The organism is Thermosporothrix hazakensis (assembly GCF_003253565.1).
Lineage (GTDB): Bacteria > Chloroflexota > Ktedonobacteria > Ktedonobacterales > Ktedonobacteraceae > Thermosporothrix > Thermosporothrix hazakensis.
The window spans coordinates 83,647-99,970 of sequence record NZ_QKUF01000022.1 but is presented as its reverse complement, the minus strand read 5'-3'; the positions used below and the strand labels follow the sequence as shown (position 1 = coordinate 99,970).

Below are 16,324 nucleotides of genomic sequence, written 5' to 3'. Positions count from 1 at the left end.
AGGAAGCGAAGCGTAAAAGGGTTCGCTTCTTGTATCCAGAGCCGAATGAGCGGGAAAAGTAAGCAAGGATGGAGGGAAGCAAGCAGAGAGCAGGTAGCTTGAGAGAGAGAAAAGAAGAACCGCCCGTGTGGACAGGTGGAGCGGCAATGTCCTATTTTCCCAGGCAGCTGCCCGCCAAGTATCGTCGGAGCTGAAAGGCTTAACTACCGTGTTCGGGATGGGAACGGGTGGAACCCTTTCGCGATAATCACCGCACCACCTGTACATACAGGCGGCTTTCGTTGACAGGGAGTATAATAGCATGGGCCGGAAAGTTTGTCAACACTTTTTCGGTGATGTTTTCAAAATGGTTTTGAGTTCTGGCTTGAGAAGGGCAGGAAGCTTTGCAAATACTGTTTTGTGTTGACTACTGAGACAGGAGGAAACCTGATCCTGCATATGAAGAAGAAGTCGAGATTGTATGGACATTGAAAGGAAACCCCTCTCTACCGGACGTCGATGCATTAACACGTCAGGAGCGACCTTAGCGGGCTGTGCGCCTGGTTCAGGAGGTAGGAGACAAAGAGCCTGCTGCCTATCGTGGGTGGATGCTCTGGCCGGAACATTGCGGCCTGTTGTTAGAAAAGGGACTGCGGCTGGTCACCTCGCCCGTTGCCTACCGCTTCTGCCATATGCTTCCCGAATATTATCGCTCGATTAAGCCATTGACTCCGGCAATGCTCTGGCTTCCCCCTGATTATCCTACGGCAGAGATACAGGAGGTGGTCAGTCACTTTGGTGATACGCCGTTAATCATGAAAGATTATGTCAGGTCGCGCAAGCATGAGTGGGATGAGCCTGTTATATTCCCTCTGCCATAGATAGAGCGGCCGTAGAACAGGTCGTACGCCGCTTTCTAGTGCTTCAGGGGAAAAGATCTCTATGGTGGTGTGATTTTCCGCGAATTTGTCCATTTTGAGCCCGTGAAGCATGGAAGTTCCCTGGCCAGGGAGTACCGCATTTTTTTTCTGGAGGAAGCAGCGCTTGTCCGGGCCTACTACTGGAACGAGGAAGTGTATCCAAAGGAAGAGCGGCCACCATTTGCGCTGTTGCGCAAGCCCAGCCGAGCCGCTTTCTGACGATGGATGTTGCGAAGGGCACAGGTGGCACATGGATGATTGTCGAGTTTGGAGACGCATAGATCGCGGAGCTACCGGCCAGAGCCGATAAGATCCGTTTCTATCAAGCTCTGACCGGATGAGCATGTACAACTCTGTTAGTCGGTTTTTGTGGGGCTCGTTTCCCAGTTTGATGGTTTGGTATCTATCTCAATGGCCTCGCCAAGCTTTTGGCGTGTGGTTTGTGACGGGTAGGTCTCGCCATTGAGAAGATGCTGTAATGGGAGGAAGAGTGGTTCCGGGAGCGAGTCCCAGGAGAACCAGCCAATGTCGGACTCTTCTTCTGGCGCGCCAACTTTTAGTTCGCCTGAGACATAGTTTGCGTCGAACAAGACAGTCACATAGTGTTTTTGTTCGGCCTCGAAGACATCATTGGTGATCACGCGAAAAGCAACGTCGTCAATTGTGATACCGGCTTCTTCCTTCGTCTCGCGTTTTGCGCAATCTTCAAAGGACTCGCCGAACTCCTGATGTCCCGCGATTGGTCCCCAGGTTCCAGCGCCATGAACATTGTGGCGCTTATTGAGCAGGACACGACCACCATTTTTCACCAACACGGCGACGCCTGCCAGCACCTTTTTCTCTTGAGATTGTTCTGCCATTGTTTGATGTATCCCCTTTCCTGACTTTTTACCGCTTATAGCTCACACGATTGGTGAAGGGGGAGCGTTGTACTGATGTATAGATGGGGGTGAATATAATGCTCAGAAAAAAGCAGGCGGAAATTGGGGGGGTAACCTATTGCATCTTCCCTCAAAATACGCTACAATAGCATCGGTTCAACAATGCGCGTGTAACTCAGTGGTAGAGTACCCGACTTTTAATCGGGCTGCCGTGGGTTCGAGTCCCACCACGCGCATTTCTTTTTTTATACCGATATTACGATCGGTCTCCCACCAGACCAACCAAAGGAACGGATCTGGTGCCTTTTTTTCATGTACGGTTTTTGGCTTGTAGAAGTGGTTCGGCTTATGCAAGCGTTGCTGAGAATGAACCGAAGAGAAGGTATACCTGAACTTCGGTTGAATCGTATAGATAGAGAAAAGGGTTTCGTCATCTTTCTCCCAGGGAAAAAGCGTACCGGTAAACCGGTTCTTGCCTCTACAGCTTGCTACGTTTACCGGGACATGATATAGTACTTCACGTGCAGTTCTCTTGTTGAATGTTGTTACCGTGCCTCAAAAACACGAAACAAAGTGGTTAGGGGTGCGTTTGCACTAGGAGGCGGTGAGTGTGTGACGGGTTTTACCCGTTGACTGCACCGATTGGATGTGACAAAACGGATACTTGTTGTTGACGACAGAAATGAACTGCTTCATCTCATGCGTCGGGTACTGGAAGATGAGCAGTACCAGGTTTCCATCTTGCAAGAGGGTAAGGATGCTTTTTCACGGGTCAAGAATCAGTTGCCTGATCTCTTGATTCTGGACCTCAAGCTCGGTGATATTTCCGGGCAGGATGTGCTTAAGCAAGTGAAAAGCGACCCTGTAACGGCTGATATCCCGGTGATTGTTTATACTGCCGCGGTACTGGAAGCCGATGAAGTGGCAAGCCTCATTGAGAGCGACCCTCAACGCTTTGGCAATGTCTATCTGCTCCGGAAACCTTTTGAGTTGCAGGTTCTTCTGGATAAGGTTGAGGAACTGCTAGAGTAACAACCACGAACCTGCTTGAAGCACAAACGAGCATGTTTCAGAGGGGGCTTCACCCGCTTTCATGGATGGTCTATGACGAGAAAGATAGCTACCAGCCATGTGAAGGGGGAGGAAGTCTATACTTCTATCTCATCTCCGCCATTGAGGATGAGGGGTACAGTAGTCCCGAAAGGCTCCTGTACATGGAATGCAATAAGAAAAACGGTCATTGATCCTGAGAAAATGTCTGTACGGCGCCCTTCTGTGTTATTCTTGTAGCAGTATTCATTTTTGAGAGCGGCCTGATCCGTTTCCGAGGTGTGGGGCAGAGAAATGCGAACCATGAGCCAGGAAAGAGGGATGAGGTCCTGCGCTCATATCTCTTACAGCTATTGAAAAAGACGTGGTGCAGCAGTTCTGTGAGACTGCGAAGGATGTGTATCAGATTCGCCAATCAAGGCAGAGCGTTTTATGAAGGGCTGCCGTAGAGGCAGGGAAAGGAAGGAACGAGAGAATGAAGTTCATCTGGGGTTTGCTCGTAGGCCTGGGCCTCGGTTTTGTTCTAGGCTTGCTCTTTGCTCCTCAATCCGGCGAGGAGACCCGCGCACAGTTAAGCGAGCAAGGAGTACTTTTGCGTTCGGGCGGCTTTAGCGATGAGATTCGGGCCCGCGCTCAAGAAGCTCTGGCACAGGGTCGAGAACTGTATTCTCGCACCAAGAACGAACTCTCTGATCGTTATACGCGTGCTCGTTCCGGTGAGCTCTAGGGAGAAAGCAGTTCCGACCTCAGGAGAGCGCTCTAGCAGCACTCTCCTGAGGTGGTTTTTGTCAGTTATTCTTCTCGTAGAGCTTGATAAGCTGATCAACCTTATTGCCGATCTCGTGCCAGATGTGATGCTGATAGTCCAGCATGCGGGACTGGTTCAGATCGAATTCGCGGTTTGAGGCATCGCGCTGTGCATTGGCCGCGAATTGCTGAGAAAGCGCCCGTGTTTTGTCTCCACGCCCGTGGAGGTAGTTAGATAATTCCTGTAAATCCTGGAGCAGGGCTCGAAATTTTTCGTCTGTTGTAGCCATATCTATTCATCCTTATGAAGTAGCGCGATCTGTTTGCTCTGGCGGATGAATCTGTAATGCATCGGCGAAGCGATTAAAAAAGTTAAATGCTCCGATGACGCTGGTCAGTTCGACCAGTTCTCCATCATCGAAATGCGCCTGTAATTCATCCCACAAAGCCTCATCCACATCGCGTGCACTGGTTGTAACAATCTCCGCATATCGGAGCGCTATCAACTCTCGTTCGCTGAACAGGTGATGATAGCGGTCGATATGGTAAAGAGCGTCTAGAAGCTCTTCAGAAACGCCTAACTGCTTTGCCAAAGCAGTATGAGCCGCCATTCAATAGGAGCAATGGTTGACCTGAGAAACTCGAATTGCCAGCAACTCTTTCAGGCGTGGCTCCACTGTCCCAGAACGCATGGCCGCCTCAACAAGCTGTAAGGCTGGCTGCATGATTTCTGGACGGTGCGCCATAACGCGAAAGAGTGTCTCCATTGTCTGGCTTCCGGCTTGCTCGGATATGGTCAGCTCTATATCTTCTCGGGGTGGTATACGTGACATCCCTTTTTGCCTTTCTTCTGCAATGATAGATCCACCTCTCCAACGTTTCACCCTCTCTTATTCTATGAGAGCATCAGAAGGTTATGCAAGCGGTATCCCGTTTGACACATATCCTGACGACAGCCTAAAATGAAAGCAGCCTTATACTTCAAGGAGTCAAAGTTCCGTGAAACAATCACTGAGTACGCAAGAAGCACAACGCGTTGCTTCTACACATATTGGTGTGGTTGGCGGCGGGCAACTGGGGCTGATGCTCGGCGAAGCCGCTCAGCAGATGGGGTTCCCCGGGCTGGTGGTGCTGGACCCCACACCGCAGAGTCCTGCTTCTGCTGTCGCTGAACAGCTCGTCGGAAGCTTGAAAGATCCGGTTGCTTTGCAGCAGTTGGCTGCACGTGTCGACATCCTCACTTATGAGATCGAACATATCAATACAGAGGCGCTGAGCGCTCTTCAGAAACAAGGGTATACGCTCTATCCTGCTCCCTCGCTTCTGGCGATTATTCAGAACAAGTATCGCCAGAAAGAGTTTCTCTCACAGCGCGGTATTCCTGTCGCTCCCTTTCTTTCCATTGATACCCCTGCCGATCTGGAAATCGCTATCGAGCGTTGGGGCTTTCCGCTGGTTCTAAAAGCGAAGAAAGACGCATATGACGGACGGGGCAACGCGCGAATCAATAGTCGGGATGATATTGAAGCGGCGTTCCAAAAACTGGGTGATCGCGAGCTCTATGTAGAACAATGTCTCGATCTGGAAAAGGAACTCGGGGTGATGGTAGCTCGTAACGTTCGAGGTGAGATTGCAACCCATCCCGTCGTTGAGATGATCCATGCCCGTGATATTTGCCACATTGTTCTTGCTCCCGCTCCCATTGATCCCGCCTTCCAGCAGGAAGTTCAGGAAATTGCCCGCCGAACGATCGCTGATCTGGAAGGCGTGGGTATTTTTGGCATTGAATTTTTCCTGGACAAACAGGGCAAGATCTGGCTGAATGAGATCGCTCCTCGTCCCCATAATCTGGGCCATTATACCATTGAGGCTTGCGAAACATCCCAGTTTGAGCAACACCTTCGTGCAGTGACTGATCTCTCGTTGGGTTCTACAGCCATGCGCTATCCCGCTGCTGTGATGATCAATATTCTGGGAGAGCGCAACGGGCCGGCGGATCCCCGATGGAGCAAGCCATATGATGCCGAGCGCGTCTTTGTGCATCTTTATGGCAAGCGCGAGACCAAGATAGACCGGAAAATGGGACATATTACGGTTGTCGGCGATAATCTGCAAGATGTGTATGAACAGGCAAAGGAGGCGAGGGCTGCGCTCTCGATATAAAGACGATATGTCACATGAGGTGATTCGTTCTACGGCGCTCAATGAAGAACACGGCGTTCTGGTTTCGGCTGAAGGGGTAGGTTCTGCCGCACGTGGCGAGCCTCGCGTCCTGGTGACGATGGGGAGTGATTCCGATCTTCCGCTGATGATGAAGGCGGTGGATACACTCCGGTTTGAGTTTGGCATCCCCTGTTTGGTGCAGATCAATTCGGTGCATCGCGATCTGCGCTCGATGGTGCGCCATATCGAGAACCTGCCTCCTTCGGTTCAGGTGGTGATTGCCTGTGCCGGTGGGGCCGCTCATCTGCCCGGCAATATCGCCGATCTGCGTGCGGATCTTCCGGTGATTGGCGTTCCACGTGATCTGGGAGCGCTAAAGGGTGTCGATGCGCTGCTTTCGATGGTGCAGATGCCCGAAGGGGCTCCAGTGGCCGTCATGGCGATTGGCGATGCCGGAGCGGTCAATGCTGCCATTCATGCCGCGAAGGAACTGGCGATCGCTGATCCAGCAATTAAAGAACGCTTACAGGCTTATGCCGAGAAACGAAAGGCAAAAGTCCAGCGCCAGAATCAGGGTCTTGAGCAGAAGCTACAGGGCTTCTCCGATTGAGAACACAGAGACAAAACAGCAAAGAGCTGCCTGGGATACGCTCCGAGGCAGCTCTTTTTCATCTTTGCTTAGTGCAGTGGACCTGTTTTTTCAGGCTCCCTGGGCTTCGCGCCATTAGCATGAGCCACAGCCACCGCGGGCTTTCTGTTGAGCCGATCTTTGACGCCCTCGACCATCACATAGAGCGTCGGCACGATTAACAGGGTCAGAATCGTGGAGGTTGTCAGGCCACCGATAACGACGATTGCTAGCGGGCGAGAGAGCACAACACCCTCGCTGCTCAGGCCAAGCGCCATTGGCACCAGAGCCAGAATGGTTGCAATCGCGGTCATCAGAATCGGGCGCAGGCGCTCTGTGCCGCCCTTGATAACGGCTTCCTGAGCACTCATACCCTGAGCGCGATACTGATTTACCCGGTCTATCAGCACGATCGCGTTCGTGACCACAATACCAATCAGCATCAACATACCAATCAGTGACGTGATATCAAGCGTTGTGTCTGTTGCCAGCATTAACAGGAGCGAACCTGTAGCTGCGAATGGGATCGAGACCAGCAGCACCAGCGGCTGTACCAGACTATGGAAGGTCGCGACCATAATCAGGTAAACAATCAGGACTGCGACGAGCATCGCGATACCCATGTTCCTGAATGACTCGTTCTGCTGCTGGGTGACACCACCAATGCTATAGGTTGTACCTGCCGGCAGATCAAGCTTTTTCAGGCTCTCGGAGAGCTCGCTGTTCACCGCTGCCAGGTTGTCGCCTGCCACGTCAGCGCTGATGGTTGCGGTACGTGAACCGCCATCGTGGCGAAGCTGAGCGGGACCATTTTGCTGGGCCACGGTGGCAACGTCGCTCAACTTCACCGCCTGTCCCGTCTTGGTAGGCAGGATCGTGTTCTTGAGCTCATTCAGGCTTTTGGCCGGAGTGCCCAGTTTCAGGTATACATCCTGCTGTGTGTTATTCAGCGTAACCTTTGTGACGCTGGTTCCTGTGTAGATCGCACGCAGGTATTGTCCGACCTGAGCAGGTGTCAGGCCATACATGCTGGCCTTTTGCGGGTCAACATGCACGTCGATCAGAGGCGCGGAGGCGGCCAGATCGCTCTTCACGTTTTTCAGGTTCTTGGTTTTTGAGACGGTATCCAGCACCTGCTGTGCGGCCTTTTCCAGCGTCTTGTTATCGGACGACTGTACCAGCACTTTGATAGTATTGGTGCTGGCGCTCATGCTGCTTTCGGAGACTGTGATTTTTTCAGCATTGTTCAGCTTCTTGACCTGGTTCTGCACATCCTGTTGAACATCTTTTGTTGTGGCCGAGGTTTCGGTTGTGACGACAATACTGGCTGAAACGCCACCGCCACCCCCTGTCAGAAAGCCCATGCTATTGCTTCCTGAGCTGATCGTTGCTTGATAATTCTTAATACCTTTGGTGCGGGCCAGAATATCTTCGACCTGCTTCACCTCCTGGCTGGCCTTGTTCAGGTCCGTTCCTGAGGGGAATTCCTGCTGTACCATAAAGGTGTGCTGATCGCCCATATCAAAGAAATTGATCTTCAGAAATGTAGCGGAGAAGAGCGAACCAACCAGGATCACGATAGCCGCGAGAATGGTGATAATGCGGTGTTTGGTCACCCAGGCAATCAAGGGTGTATAGCCTTTTTCCAGGAAGGTCGGCTTCTCATGGGCTGCTTCTGCCTTCGCGGCCTGTTTCGCGCTCGGAGCCTTCAGGAACCAGTATGCCAGAACCGGGATAATGGTCAGGGCGACAACCAGCGAGGCCAGCAGCGCGATGGTGACGGTCAACGCGAATGGGCGGAAGAGGACGCCTACCATTCCATTGACAAAGCCCAATGGAAGGAAAACGGCAACGGTTGTCAATGTTGACGCTGTGATTGCTCCTGCCACCTCGCGGACGCCGTCCAGAACGGCCTGTTGTTTGTTTGCGCCGCGATGCAGGTGGCGATAGATATTCTCAAGCACAACGATGGAGTCGTCAACGACGCGTCCGATCGCGATGGTCAGACCACCCAGCGTTAACATATTCAGCGTGTAGTTGCCCGCCCAGAGGCCGATCAGCGCAACCACAACCGAAAGCGGGATCGAGACCGCCGTAACCAGGGTTGAGCGGATCGAGAACAGGAAGACCAGAATGACCAGGATCGCGAAGCCTGCGCCTATGAGGCCCTCACGGACAAGCCCTTCAATCGATTGCTCGATGTATGGCGTCTGATCGGAAGTAACAGTAAAGTGAGCATTGTTGCCAAGCTTTTTCTCAAGGTCGCTCAGTCGATCCTGAACGGCGTGCGAGATGGCAACCGTATTACCCGCATTCGATTTTGTGATCGAGATACCGATGCTTGGCTTGCCATTGGTATGGGTGATACTGGTTGACGGCTCCAGTTCCTGCTTGACGGTTGCGACATCGCTCAGCTTTACCGGGATTGGCGCCGTTTGCATCTGTGTCCCTGTCATGCCCGGAATGCTTTCCTGACCGGGGATACCGGTTGTCGGGGGCATCTGAGCAGCGCGCACGCCAACAATGATGTTCTTGATATCATTGATTGATGTGAATGTATTGCCAACGCGCACCGGAAGAGATTTTCCACTGGCATCCAGGCTTCCAGCGGGCAGGGTCAGGTTATTTGCCTGTAACGCGCCCTGGATCTGTTCCTGAGAAATGCCGGTCGCGGCAAGTTTTTTCATATCCAGGGTAATGGTAACAATCTGCTCGCGAATGCCGGTTATTTCGACCCGTGCGACATCTGGAATGCTCTGGAGTTCGGGAACAACCTTCTGCTTGAGGTCAAGCGCGAGTTGCTGCGAATCCTGCGATGAAGAGACGGACAGGTACATTACCGGCAGGTCCGAGATGTTGAACGATTGCAGGCTTGGCTTTACATCCTCTGGCAGTTGTGATTGTATCTGATTGATACGGTCATTCAACTGCTGGCGAGCCTGAGAAAGATCGGTGCCGAAATCATAGTTCGCGGTCACAACTGAGACACTCTCACTGGATGTTGAGGTCAGTGAGGTGATCCCAGGAGCCCCTTTCAGGGTGCGTTCGATCGGCTCAGTCACGTCTTTCTCCACGATTTCAGGTGAGGCACCCACATAGGTGGAAACGATCGTGATGGCCGGGAAGTCCAGCGACGGGAATAATTCCTGTTTCAATTGAGGAATAAGAAAGCCACCAACAAGCAAGATCGCAATGGTGGCGAGCGCGACTAGCCCTCTGTTCGCCAGACTGAGTCGTGAGAAAACAGACATACAAAAGCTCCTCTATCGCCTTCCTCTACACATAGAAAGTATGATGGGATGAATGGTCCTCGTCTTTGAGGGAGAGATTGTGTGTTGGAGCGGTCTTTTTTACCGATTGTTTGCATAATGAAAAGAATGTCTCTTTGAGAGAGACACTGTATTGCGTATCAGATACGATTTCGGGTTACTGCCCTCCTACCGAGCGTTGTGCAAGCTTGGTTAAAGGTTCCTGCCCCTGAAGGACCATCAGGACGCAAGTGTTGTTTTTCAACTTCGTTGACTCAACAGTCATATACTCTTCATAACCAATAGTGGATAATGCATGAGATGGCTTCAGTATACGGACTTATGGAGGAAGTGAAACGGGTCTCTAGATCTATTTTTGGGTGCTGAAAGTCGTGCTTGAGAATAGGATGTATCGGGGAAGAGAGGAAACATACTGGCATGAGCATCTGAGCCGTCCCCTCGACTCGCTGCATTATCTCTGATATAATGAAGCCAGACTGCATAGAACACTAGTTTCACCGGTGGAGAATTCAATGGATGACCGCCTTGTATCACCACATCTAACCGACGATGAACAATTTATTGAAGGCAGTTTGCGACCCCGCCACCTGGAAGAATATATCGGGCAGGAGAAGATTAAAGAGAATCTCAATATCCTGCTCGAAGCGGCACGGCGTCGTAATGAGCCCGTGGACCATATCCTGTTGTATGGGCCTCCGGGACTGGGAAAAACAACGCTCTGTAATATCATTGCCGCCGAAATGGGAGTGAATCTGCGCACCACATCCGGGCCCGCGATTGAGCATGCTGGTGATCTGGCCTCAATCCTGACCTCGTTACAGCCCGGGGAGGTGCTCTTTATTGACGAGATTCACCGCCTGGCGCGTGCCGTGGAAGAGCGGCTGTATTCAGCAATGGAAGATTTCGCTATAGACGTGGTGATAGGCAAGGGCCCCGGAGCCAGATCGTTGCGTCTCTCGTTGCCTCGCTTCACGGTTGTTGGCGCAACGACACGTGTTGGCTCGCTGACTGCTCCCTTGCGCGATCGCTTTGGAGCTATCTACCGCCTTGAGTATTACGACGCGGAGGCATTAAAACAGATCCTCCTTCGTTCTGCCAGTATCCTGAAAGTTCCCGCCGAAGAGGACGGCATCAGCGAGATTGCCCGGCGTGCTCGCGGAACTCCTCGTATTGTCAATCGCTTGCTTAAGCGTGTACGCGATTATGCACAGGTGAAAGCGAACGGGACCATTACGAAAGAAGTGGCCCAGAAGGCGCTGGATGCTCTGGAGGTAGATGAACTGGGACTTGATCAGACCGACCGCAATATGCTGCTGACGATTATCAAGAAATTTAACGGTGGTCCTGTCGGCCTGGATACGCTGGCGGCCAGTACCAGTGAAGATGCTGAGACGATCGAGGACGTCTATGAGCCCTATTTGTTGCAGCTGGGCTTTATTGCTCGGACTCCTCGTGGTCGTGTCGCGATGCGTGCAGCCTATGAGCATCTGAAAATTCATCCGCCGGAAACAGAGGGGCGATCGACACTGTGGACAACAACCTAGACTTGAAAATCAGCGATTTTGATTATGACCTTCCGCCAGAGCTAATCGCACAAACACCTGTCGAGCCGCGGGACTCCTCGCGCCTCCTGGTCGTGAATCGCGAAACCCGGGCTCTGGCGCATCGACATTTCCGGGATATCGGCGAATTTCTACGGCCCGGTGATCTGCTGATCGCCAATCAGAGCCGTGTTATCCCGGCCCGTCTGCTTGGCAAGCGTGCCGAAACCGGTGGCGCTGTCGAGATCCTGCTGCTGACCGAGCGCCCGGACCGGGGTCGAGATGTGTGGGAAGCTCTGGTACGTCCTGGACGCCGCTTGCGTGAGGGCGCACGTGTCCTTTTTGAGGATGAAAAGCAGACCACCCGCCTGGAAGCCGAGATTCTGGAACGCACAGAGACCGGTGGCCGGATCGTGCGTCTCTTTATCCCGAACCAGACCGAGCTACAAAGCGATGATCCCTATCGCCTGCTCGACGTCAAACAGGCGATTGAGGCTCTTGGTCATATGCCACTTCCTCCCTATATTCATGAGACGCTCCAGGACCCGGAGCGCTATCAGACCGTCTATGCTCGAATTCGCGGTTCTGCCGCTGCTCCTACAGCCGGGTTGCACTTCACGCCACAACTGCTTGAGCGCTTGCAGGCACAGGGGGTCCGCGTTGGCTTTGTAACGCTCCATGTCGGCCTGGATACATTCCGTCCAGTCGAGACCGAGAGTGTCAAAGATCATAAGATGCACAGCGAAGAAATTGACCTCGATGAGGCGACCGCTGCGTTGATCAACGAGACGCAGAAAGCCGGTGGGCGTGTTGTCGCGGTTGGCACAACGTCTGTTCGCGTGCTTGAAAGCGTGGCGGCGGTCGGCGATGGAAAAATCGTCCCGTATCATGGGCATACCAACCTTTTTATCACGCCGGGCTACCGCTTCAAAGCCGTGGACGCGATGATTACGAACTTCCACCTGCCTCGCTCAACCCTCCTGCTCTTAATCAGCGCGTTTATGGGTAAAGACCTGATGGAGACGGTCTATCAGGAAGCGATCCAGGAGCGCTATCGCTTCTTCAGTTTTGGCGATGCGATGCTGATTCTCTAGAGCTTCTACGGCTCAAAACCTGCTTTCTAGGGCGCGGAGTACGTAGCCCCCTGGCGATTGTAATAATCCCAGACAATAATGGTTGCGCTATCCCGCCCTTTCTCCTTATGAACTCGCTTGAGCGCATGCTGAACCAGCGCGCTGAGATTCGTTTCGCGTACCTCTTGCCTGTCGGTAAAGGCCTGATAGAGCCGAAAAGGGTTATCATAGGGCCGTGAGCCATATTCCAGCAGGCCATCAGTCACCAGCAGGATACGGTTCCAGCCAAACCGCAGCTCTTTAATGCCTGAGGAAAAACAGGGGACAGGAAGCTCAAACGTGTTGGTTCGGCCTACCCATTCAAAAAAGCTTCGCTGATTCAGGGGAATCTGTCCCATATAGGCCAGTTCAGGATGGAGCAGGTAAAGCACACAGTCCCCGATATTCAACCACCAGAGAAAGCGATCTTTGCGGGCACAGAAAAGACATGAGGCTTCGCCGATAACCTCTCGACAGCGCTTGAGAAATGCCGGTGAACCAAGCAGCGTGACAATATGCTGTTGGAGTGAGAAAAAAGCGGTTGAGATCGGTTGCGTTAATGCTTCTACAATGGCCGGTTGAATGCTTTCGATAGCATCAAGGAGCAGATCGGCGCTTTGTGGTGTGTAGTGGGCATCAACAATCAGAGCAAACTCCCAGTTCTGCTCTTTGTCGCACCAGACCAGAGCTCCATCTTCGTTCTTCTGTGCTCCTGCTTTTGTGTTGCCGCCATAGCAACCGACGACGACCTGTTCACAGGTTGAAATAGCTGGCGTATCCAGATATAACTTTGCACTGCCAGACCAGCGGTATGTTGCGAGCGATGATTGCGAGGATGCACTGTTCAACGAGCTGACTCCTTCATCATTGTTATCATTTCGTGTGCAACCACCATACTATCAGATGATGGTTGATGCAAGCCCCCCGTCTCTCTTTCCCATTGTACTGGTGCATAACGCTCTCTGCTGTATGGCATCACGCTTCTGATCAGGCGGTTTGTTTGCCTGGTATTGAAGAGGGGCAGAGATGGTGTGTCACTTATAGGACGAAACATCTCTGCCTCGGTAACCTATCAATCAGGCGGCTGCTCTTTGCCGTCTCTCTTCCTTACCACGTACCAGAGAAGTAAAGACACCGATTGCAGCGATCACTGCACAGACGATAAAGGCAATCTGGAAGCTATGTGTAAAGATATGTTGCTGCTCTGCTTGCTGTGTTGCTGTCAGTTGTTGCACTTGAAGCATATGACCGGCGGCAGCGCCCCCCAATGTCGCAAAAATGGTCCCTGAGAGAGCAACGCTGATACTTTGCCCCATCGTGCGTGCGGTGGCAAGGAAGCCGGAAGCGATTCCCTGGCGGTTGGAGGGAGCTGAACCCATCAGGGCGCTGCTATTAGGGGATTGGAAGAGCGCCTGCCCAAAGCCGGTCAGCATCAGGCGCCAGATGATGTCTGGAATAGAGCTCTTCTCGTTTAACTGCCCTATACAGATCAGACCGATACAGGCGATTGCCAGACCACCCGCAGCCAGCCAGCGAGTCCCGATTTTATCGGCCAGAGCGCCACTGAAAGGCGCAACACATGCGATTGTGATCGGCAACGGAGTTAGCAGAAGACCGGCGTTCTGCGTCGGAATGCCACGCAGCTCCTCAAGGTAGAAGGGGAGCATGAAGCTTACCACAAAGAGCGCCATTGAACTGAGAATCAGGCTGATATTAGCCGAGAAAAAGACGCGATTACGGAATAGAGAAAAATCGATGATCGGATTCGCAACGCGGGTCTCGACCAGCGGCAGGGCAAGCAGGGCAATGGCCGCAAGCACAAAAATGGAGATCAGCACTGGCGAACTCCATCCGATATCCTGCCCGAAAGAGAGGCCTCCGGTTAGCGATGCCATCCCTACAGCCAGCAGGATTGCCCCGAGCGGATCAAACTGGCTCTCTTTGCGTGGTGTCGTCTCTTTCAAAATACGCAGGGTTGCCAGAAGACCAAGGATACCAATTGGTAGATTGATAAAGAAGATCCAACGCCAGGTCCAGTACGCTGTGATAAAGCCGCCGAGCGTCGGGCCAATGCTGACACCGAGCGAGACCGTAATGGCGTTCAAGCCGAGCGCTCGCCCCCGTTCTTGTGGCGGAAAGGCGCCCGTGAGAAGAGCGGGACCAACGGCCATCACGAGTGAGCCGCCAAAGCCTTGCAGGATACGGGCTGCAATCAGGAAGCCAAGCGAGGGCGCGAGACCACAGAGAGCTGAACCACCTGTAAAGATAATCAGGCCTGCCAGCCAGACTGTTTTGCGTCCAAACATATCGGCAAGTCGCCCGGCAGTCAGGAGGATAGCAGTTGCTGCGACCAGATACGCGATAATGACCCACTGGATTGCGCCATTCATCGGTACATGGAAATTTTCAGCTATTTTAGGGAGGCTGATGTTGACGATTGAGGAGTCAAGCGTTGCCATAAAGACGCCGACGGAATTAATGATGAGGACGGCCCATTTGTTAGGGGGGGTCTCTGGTTGCCTGGAAAGTGATTCGATGGTTGCTTCTAGAGTGTTCTGTTTCTGCGTCATACCTCTTTCCTTTTAATGTATGTATATGTATGCGTATATGGATAGATCAATAACTCTCCATATATTACACCCGCTGTCAGCTTTTCGTAACCGGAGGCTCTTGCTCAGGCGCTTAGCTGCCGGATAAAGAAGTATGCGCTCAGGCCGAGGCCAATACAGATCACAAAAATACGAACATACTTTGGATCAATTTTGCGGGCATAATAAGCTCCGGCGTAGCCTCCGATGATTGAGCCAAGAATCATCAGCAGCGCTTGCGGCCAGACGACGGCTCCCCGGAGAATGAAGAGCACAACTGCGGCTCCATTGATAATGATAGTCAGAACCGTCTTGATACCATTCATTTCGTGGATGTTGTCCATACCCATCAGCGAGAGGGTCGCTAACATCATAATGCCGATGCCGCCGCCGAAAAAGCCACCATAGATCGAAATAAGCAACTGGGCAAAAGCAACGAGTACCAGAGCGGCGATTCCATGCTTTTGGATGCCAGTCGACTCTGTCTGCGTCTCCTCTCTCCGTTTGCGCAGCAGGCGTGTGAGCGGGGGGCTAACCGCGAAGAGCAGTGTTGCCAGCAACAACAGATAAGGAACCAGTTGGGTAAAGGTGGCCTGTGAAGTGCCCAGAAGAAGCTGAGCGCCTAGAATGCCTCCAATGAGACTGGATCCCGGCAATAACAGCAAGGCGACCAGCGACTGTTTTTTGAGTTCGTGTCGATAGGCGCTCGCGCTTGCAATGGAGGCGGGCCAGAGCGCAACTGTGTTTGTGGCGTTGGCTTGAATGGGAGGAATCCCGGTAAAAATCAGGGCTGGAAAACAGAAGAAGCTCCCTCCCCCTGCAACCGCGTTCAAAGTGCCTCCCATAACCGCCGCCAGAAAAAGGACAAGCGCATCAAGAAAGGTCATGCAGAAACCTCTTTCTGGTTAGAGCTACTCACTTTACTCTCATTTTGAGTATATCACTATTTTGTGGCGCTTGTTGAATGTGGCGAAACAGAAGAAAGAGCCTCCCGAGAGGGAGGCCCCTGGGCTGCTTATTTGAACAAGAGGAAGAGGACAATGATCAGGACGATCAGAAGCAGCGTGCCAAAGATAAAGTAGTAGACTTTGCGGTCAAGTCTCGCTCGTTTGGGGGCAAGCTGCCGTCTCAGACGCTCCTGCTCTTCAGCGGCGCGTTGCTTCTTGAGGTCCAGCTTGCGCTTACGTTTTTCGCGCATTTTCTCAAGGCGGTTCTCTTCAGCTGCTGGACCGGCCCCGATCTTTTCCATACGGCGGCGCATTTCGCGGTTATAGCTCGCCAGTTGCTGTTCTTGCGGATTGTTGGATGTGGGCATCTGCTTGGGCTGTGTTGACCGTGCTCCGGGAACTGCGCTCCCACCAATTTGTGGACGCGTTCCCTTTTGCCGTTTCTTGCCGGTTGTGGCTTTGTTGGATGTATTCTGGTTTGCCATGATTCATCTATCTC

18 protein-coding genes, 1 tRNA gene and 1 rRNA gene are annotated in these 16,324 nt (G+C 52.6%); 10 read left to right on the top strand and 10 right to left on the bottom strand.

All coding sequences use genetic code 11. The features are described from left to right. Positions 1 to 138 precede the first annotated feature (138 nt). Positions 139 to 255 (bottom strand): 5S ribosomal RNA (rrf, locus tag EI42_RS23120). Positions 256 to 533: 278 nt separating this feature from the next. On the opposite strand from rrf, the gene EI42_RS23115 reads away from it, so the two are divergent. The 3 genes from EI42_RS23115 to EI42_RS34975 all read left to right on the top strand — a co-directional run bounded on the left by EI42_RS23115 (position 534) and on the right by EI42_RS34975 (position 1,180). Then, positions 534 to 860: a hypothetical protein gene (locus tag EI42_RS23115; protein ID WP_111325010.1), complete on the top strand. Its 327-nt coding sequence runs from the start codon at positions 534 to 536 to the stop codon at positions 858 to 860. A 69-nt stretch (positions 861 to 929) separates the two neighbouring features. Then, the gene (locus tag EI42_RS33990) at positions 930 to 1,118 is read left to right on the top strand and encodes a hypothetical protein (RefSeq protein WP_111325009.1); all 189 of its coding nucleotides are present in this window, start codon (positions 930 to 932) and stop codon (positions 1,116 to 1,118) included. Between the two features lie 2 nt (positions 1,119 to 1,120). Continuing rightward, the gene (locus tag EI42_RS34975) at positions 1,121 to 1,180 is read left to right on the top strand and encodes a hypothetical protein (RefSeq protein ID WP_371859999.1); all 60 of its coding nucleotides are present in this window, start codon (positions 1,121 to 1,123) and stop codon (positions 1,178 to 1,180) included. Between the two features lie 75 nt (positions 1,181 to 1,255). On the opposite strand, the gene EI42_RS23105 is transcribed toward EI42_RS34975, so the two are convergent. Beyond that, complete coding sequence (locus EI42_RS23105) at positions 1,256 to 1,759, bottom strand: nucleotide triphosphate diphosphatase NUDT15 (RefSeq protein ID WP_111325008.1); 504 nt, start codon at positions 1,757 to 1,759, stop codon at positions 1,256 to 1,258. 185 nt (positions 1,760 to 1,944) lie between these two features. On the opposite strand from EI42_RS23105, the gene EI42_RS23100 reads away from it, so the two are divergent. The 3 genes from EI42_RS23100 to EI42_RS23085 all read left to right on the top strand — a co-directional run bounded on the left by EI42_RS23100 (position 1,945) and on the right by EI42_RS23085 (position 3,557). After that, a tRNA-Lys gene (locus tag EI42_RS23100) sits at positions 1,945 to 2,016 on the top strand. Positions 2,017 to 2,428: 412 nt separating this feature from the next. Further along, positions 2,429 to 2,812, top strand: a complete 384-nt coding sequence (locus EI42_RS23090) for a response regulator (protein WP_137686140.1) — start codon at positions 2,429 to 2,431, stop codon at positions 2,810 to 2,812. A 493-nt stretch (positions 2,813 to 3,305) separates the two neighbouring features. After that, a complete protein-coding gene (locus EI42_RS23085; protein WP_111325005.1) occupies positions 3,306 to 3,557 on the top strand; it encodes a YtxH domain-containing protein in 252 nt (83 codons plus the stop codon). 61 nt (positions 3,558 to 3,618) lie between these two features. Here EI42_RS23085 and EI42_RS23080 read toward each other — a convergent pair whose 3' ends face one another. The 3 genes from EI42_RS23080 to EI42_RS23070 are packed head-to-tail and all read right to left on the bottom strand — an operon-like array spanning position 3,619 to position 4,410. After that, the gene (locus tag EI42_RS23080; RefSeq protein WP_111325004.1) at positions 3,619 to 3,867 is read right to left on the bottom strand and encodes a hypothetical protein; all 249 of its coding nucleotides are present in this window, start codon (positions 3,865 to 3,867) and stop codon (positions 3,619 to 3,621) included. 12 nt (positions 3,868 to 3,879) lie between these two features. Further along, on the bottom strand, positions 3,880 to 4,170 hold the full coding sequence (locus EI42_RS23075) for a carboxymuconolactone decarboxylase family protein (protein ID WP_137686139.1): 291 nt from the start codon (positions 4,168 to 4,170) through the stop codon (positions 3,880 to 3,882). Between the two features lie 18 nt (positions 4,171 to 4,188). Next, positions 4,189 to 4,410: a carboxymuconolactone decarboxylase family protein gene (locus tag EI42_RS23070; protein ID WP_111325002.1), complete on the bottom strand. Its 222-nt coding sequence runs from the start codon at positions 4,408 to 4,410 to the stop codon at positions 4,189 to 4,191. Positions 4,411 to 4,576: 166 nt separating this feature from the next. Between EI42_RS23070 and EI42_RS23065 the strand changes: the two genes are divergently transcribed. Further along, positions 4,577 to 5,740 (top strand): 5-(carboxyamino)imidazole ribonucleotide synthase, encoded by a 1,164-nt coding sequence (locus EI42_RS23065; RefSeq protein ID WP_211326319.1) that lies wholly within the window; start codon positions 4,577 to 4,579, stop codon positions 5,738 to 5,740. A gap of 7 nt (positions 5,741 to 5,747) precedes the next feature. Next, positions 5,748 to 6,350, top strand: coding sequence for a 5-(carboxyamino)imidazole ribonucleotide mutase (locus EI42_RS23060; protein WP_111325001.1), 603 nt, complete (start codon positions 5,748 to 5,750; stop codon positions 6,348 to 6,350). Between the two features lie 68 nt (positions 6,351 to 6,418). On the opposite strand, the gene EI42_RS23055 is transcribed toward EI42_RS23060, so the two are convergent. Further along, a complete protein-coding gene (locus EI42_RS23055; RefSeq protein WP_111325000.1) occupies positions 6,419 to 9,619 on the bottom strand; it encodes an efflux RND transporter permease subunit in 3,201 nt (1,066 codons plus the stop codon). Positions 9,620 to 10,149: 530 nt separating this feature from the next. Here EI42_RS23055 and ruvB point away from each other — a divergent pair. Beyond that, positions 10,150 to 11,181: a Holliday junction branch migration DNA helicase RuvB gene (ruvB, locus tag EI42_RS23050; protein ID WP_111324999.1), complete on the top strand. Its 1,032-nt coding sequence runs from the start codon at positions 10,150 to 10,152 to the stop codon at positions 11,179 to 11,181. Positions 11,182 to 11,183: 2 nt separating this feature from the next. After that, the gene (queA, locus tag EI42_RS23045; protein ID WP_111325014.1) at positions 11,184 to 12,272 is read left to right on the top strand and encodes a tRNA preQ1(34) S-adenosylmethionine ribosyltransferase-isomerase QueA; all 1,089 of its coding nucleotides are present in this window, start codon (positions 11,184 to 11,186) and stop codon (positions 12,270 to 12,272) included. 26 nt (positions 12,273 to 12,298) lie between these two features. Here queA and EI42_RS23040 read toward each other — a convergent pair whose 3' ends face one another. The 4 genes from EI42_RS23040 to EI42_RS23025 form a co-directional block, all read right to left on the bottom strand. Further along, the gene (locus EI42_RS23040) at positions 12,299 to 13,138 is read right to left on the bottom strand and encodes a PP2C family serine/threonine-protein phosphatase (protein WP_111324998.1); all 840 of its coding nucleotides are present in this window, start codon (positions 13,136 to 13,138) and stop codon (positions 12,299 to 12,301) included. 228 nt (positions 13,139 to 13,366) lie between these two features. Then, positions 13,367 to 14,860, bottom strand: coding sequence for an MFS transporter (locus tag EI42_RS23035; protein ID WP_111324997.1), 1,494 nt, complete (start codon positions 14,858 to 14,860; stop codon positions 13,367 to 13,369). 104 nt (positions 14,861 to 14,964) lie between these two features. Beyond that, on the bottom strand, positions 14,965 to 15,765 hold the full coding sequence (locus tag EI42_RS23030; protein WP_111324996.1) for a sulfite exporter TauE/SafE family protein: 801 nt from the start codon (positions 15,763 to 15,765) through the stop codon (positions 14,965 to 14,967). A gap of 128 nt (positions 15,766 to 15,893) precedes the next feature. Then, a complete protein-coding gene (locus EI42_RS23025; RefSeq protein ID WP_111324995.1) occupies positions 15,894 to 16,310 on the bottom strand; it encodes a hypothetical protein in 417 nt (138 codons plus the stop codon). Between the last annotated feature and the right edge of the window lie 14 nt (positions 16,311 to 16,324).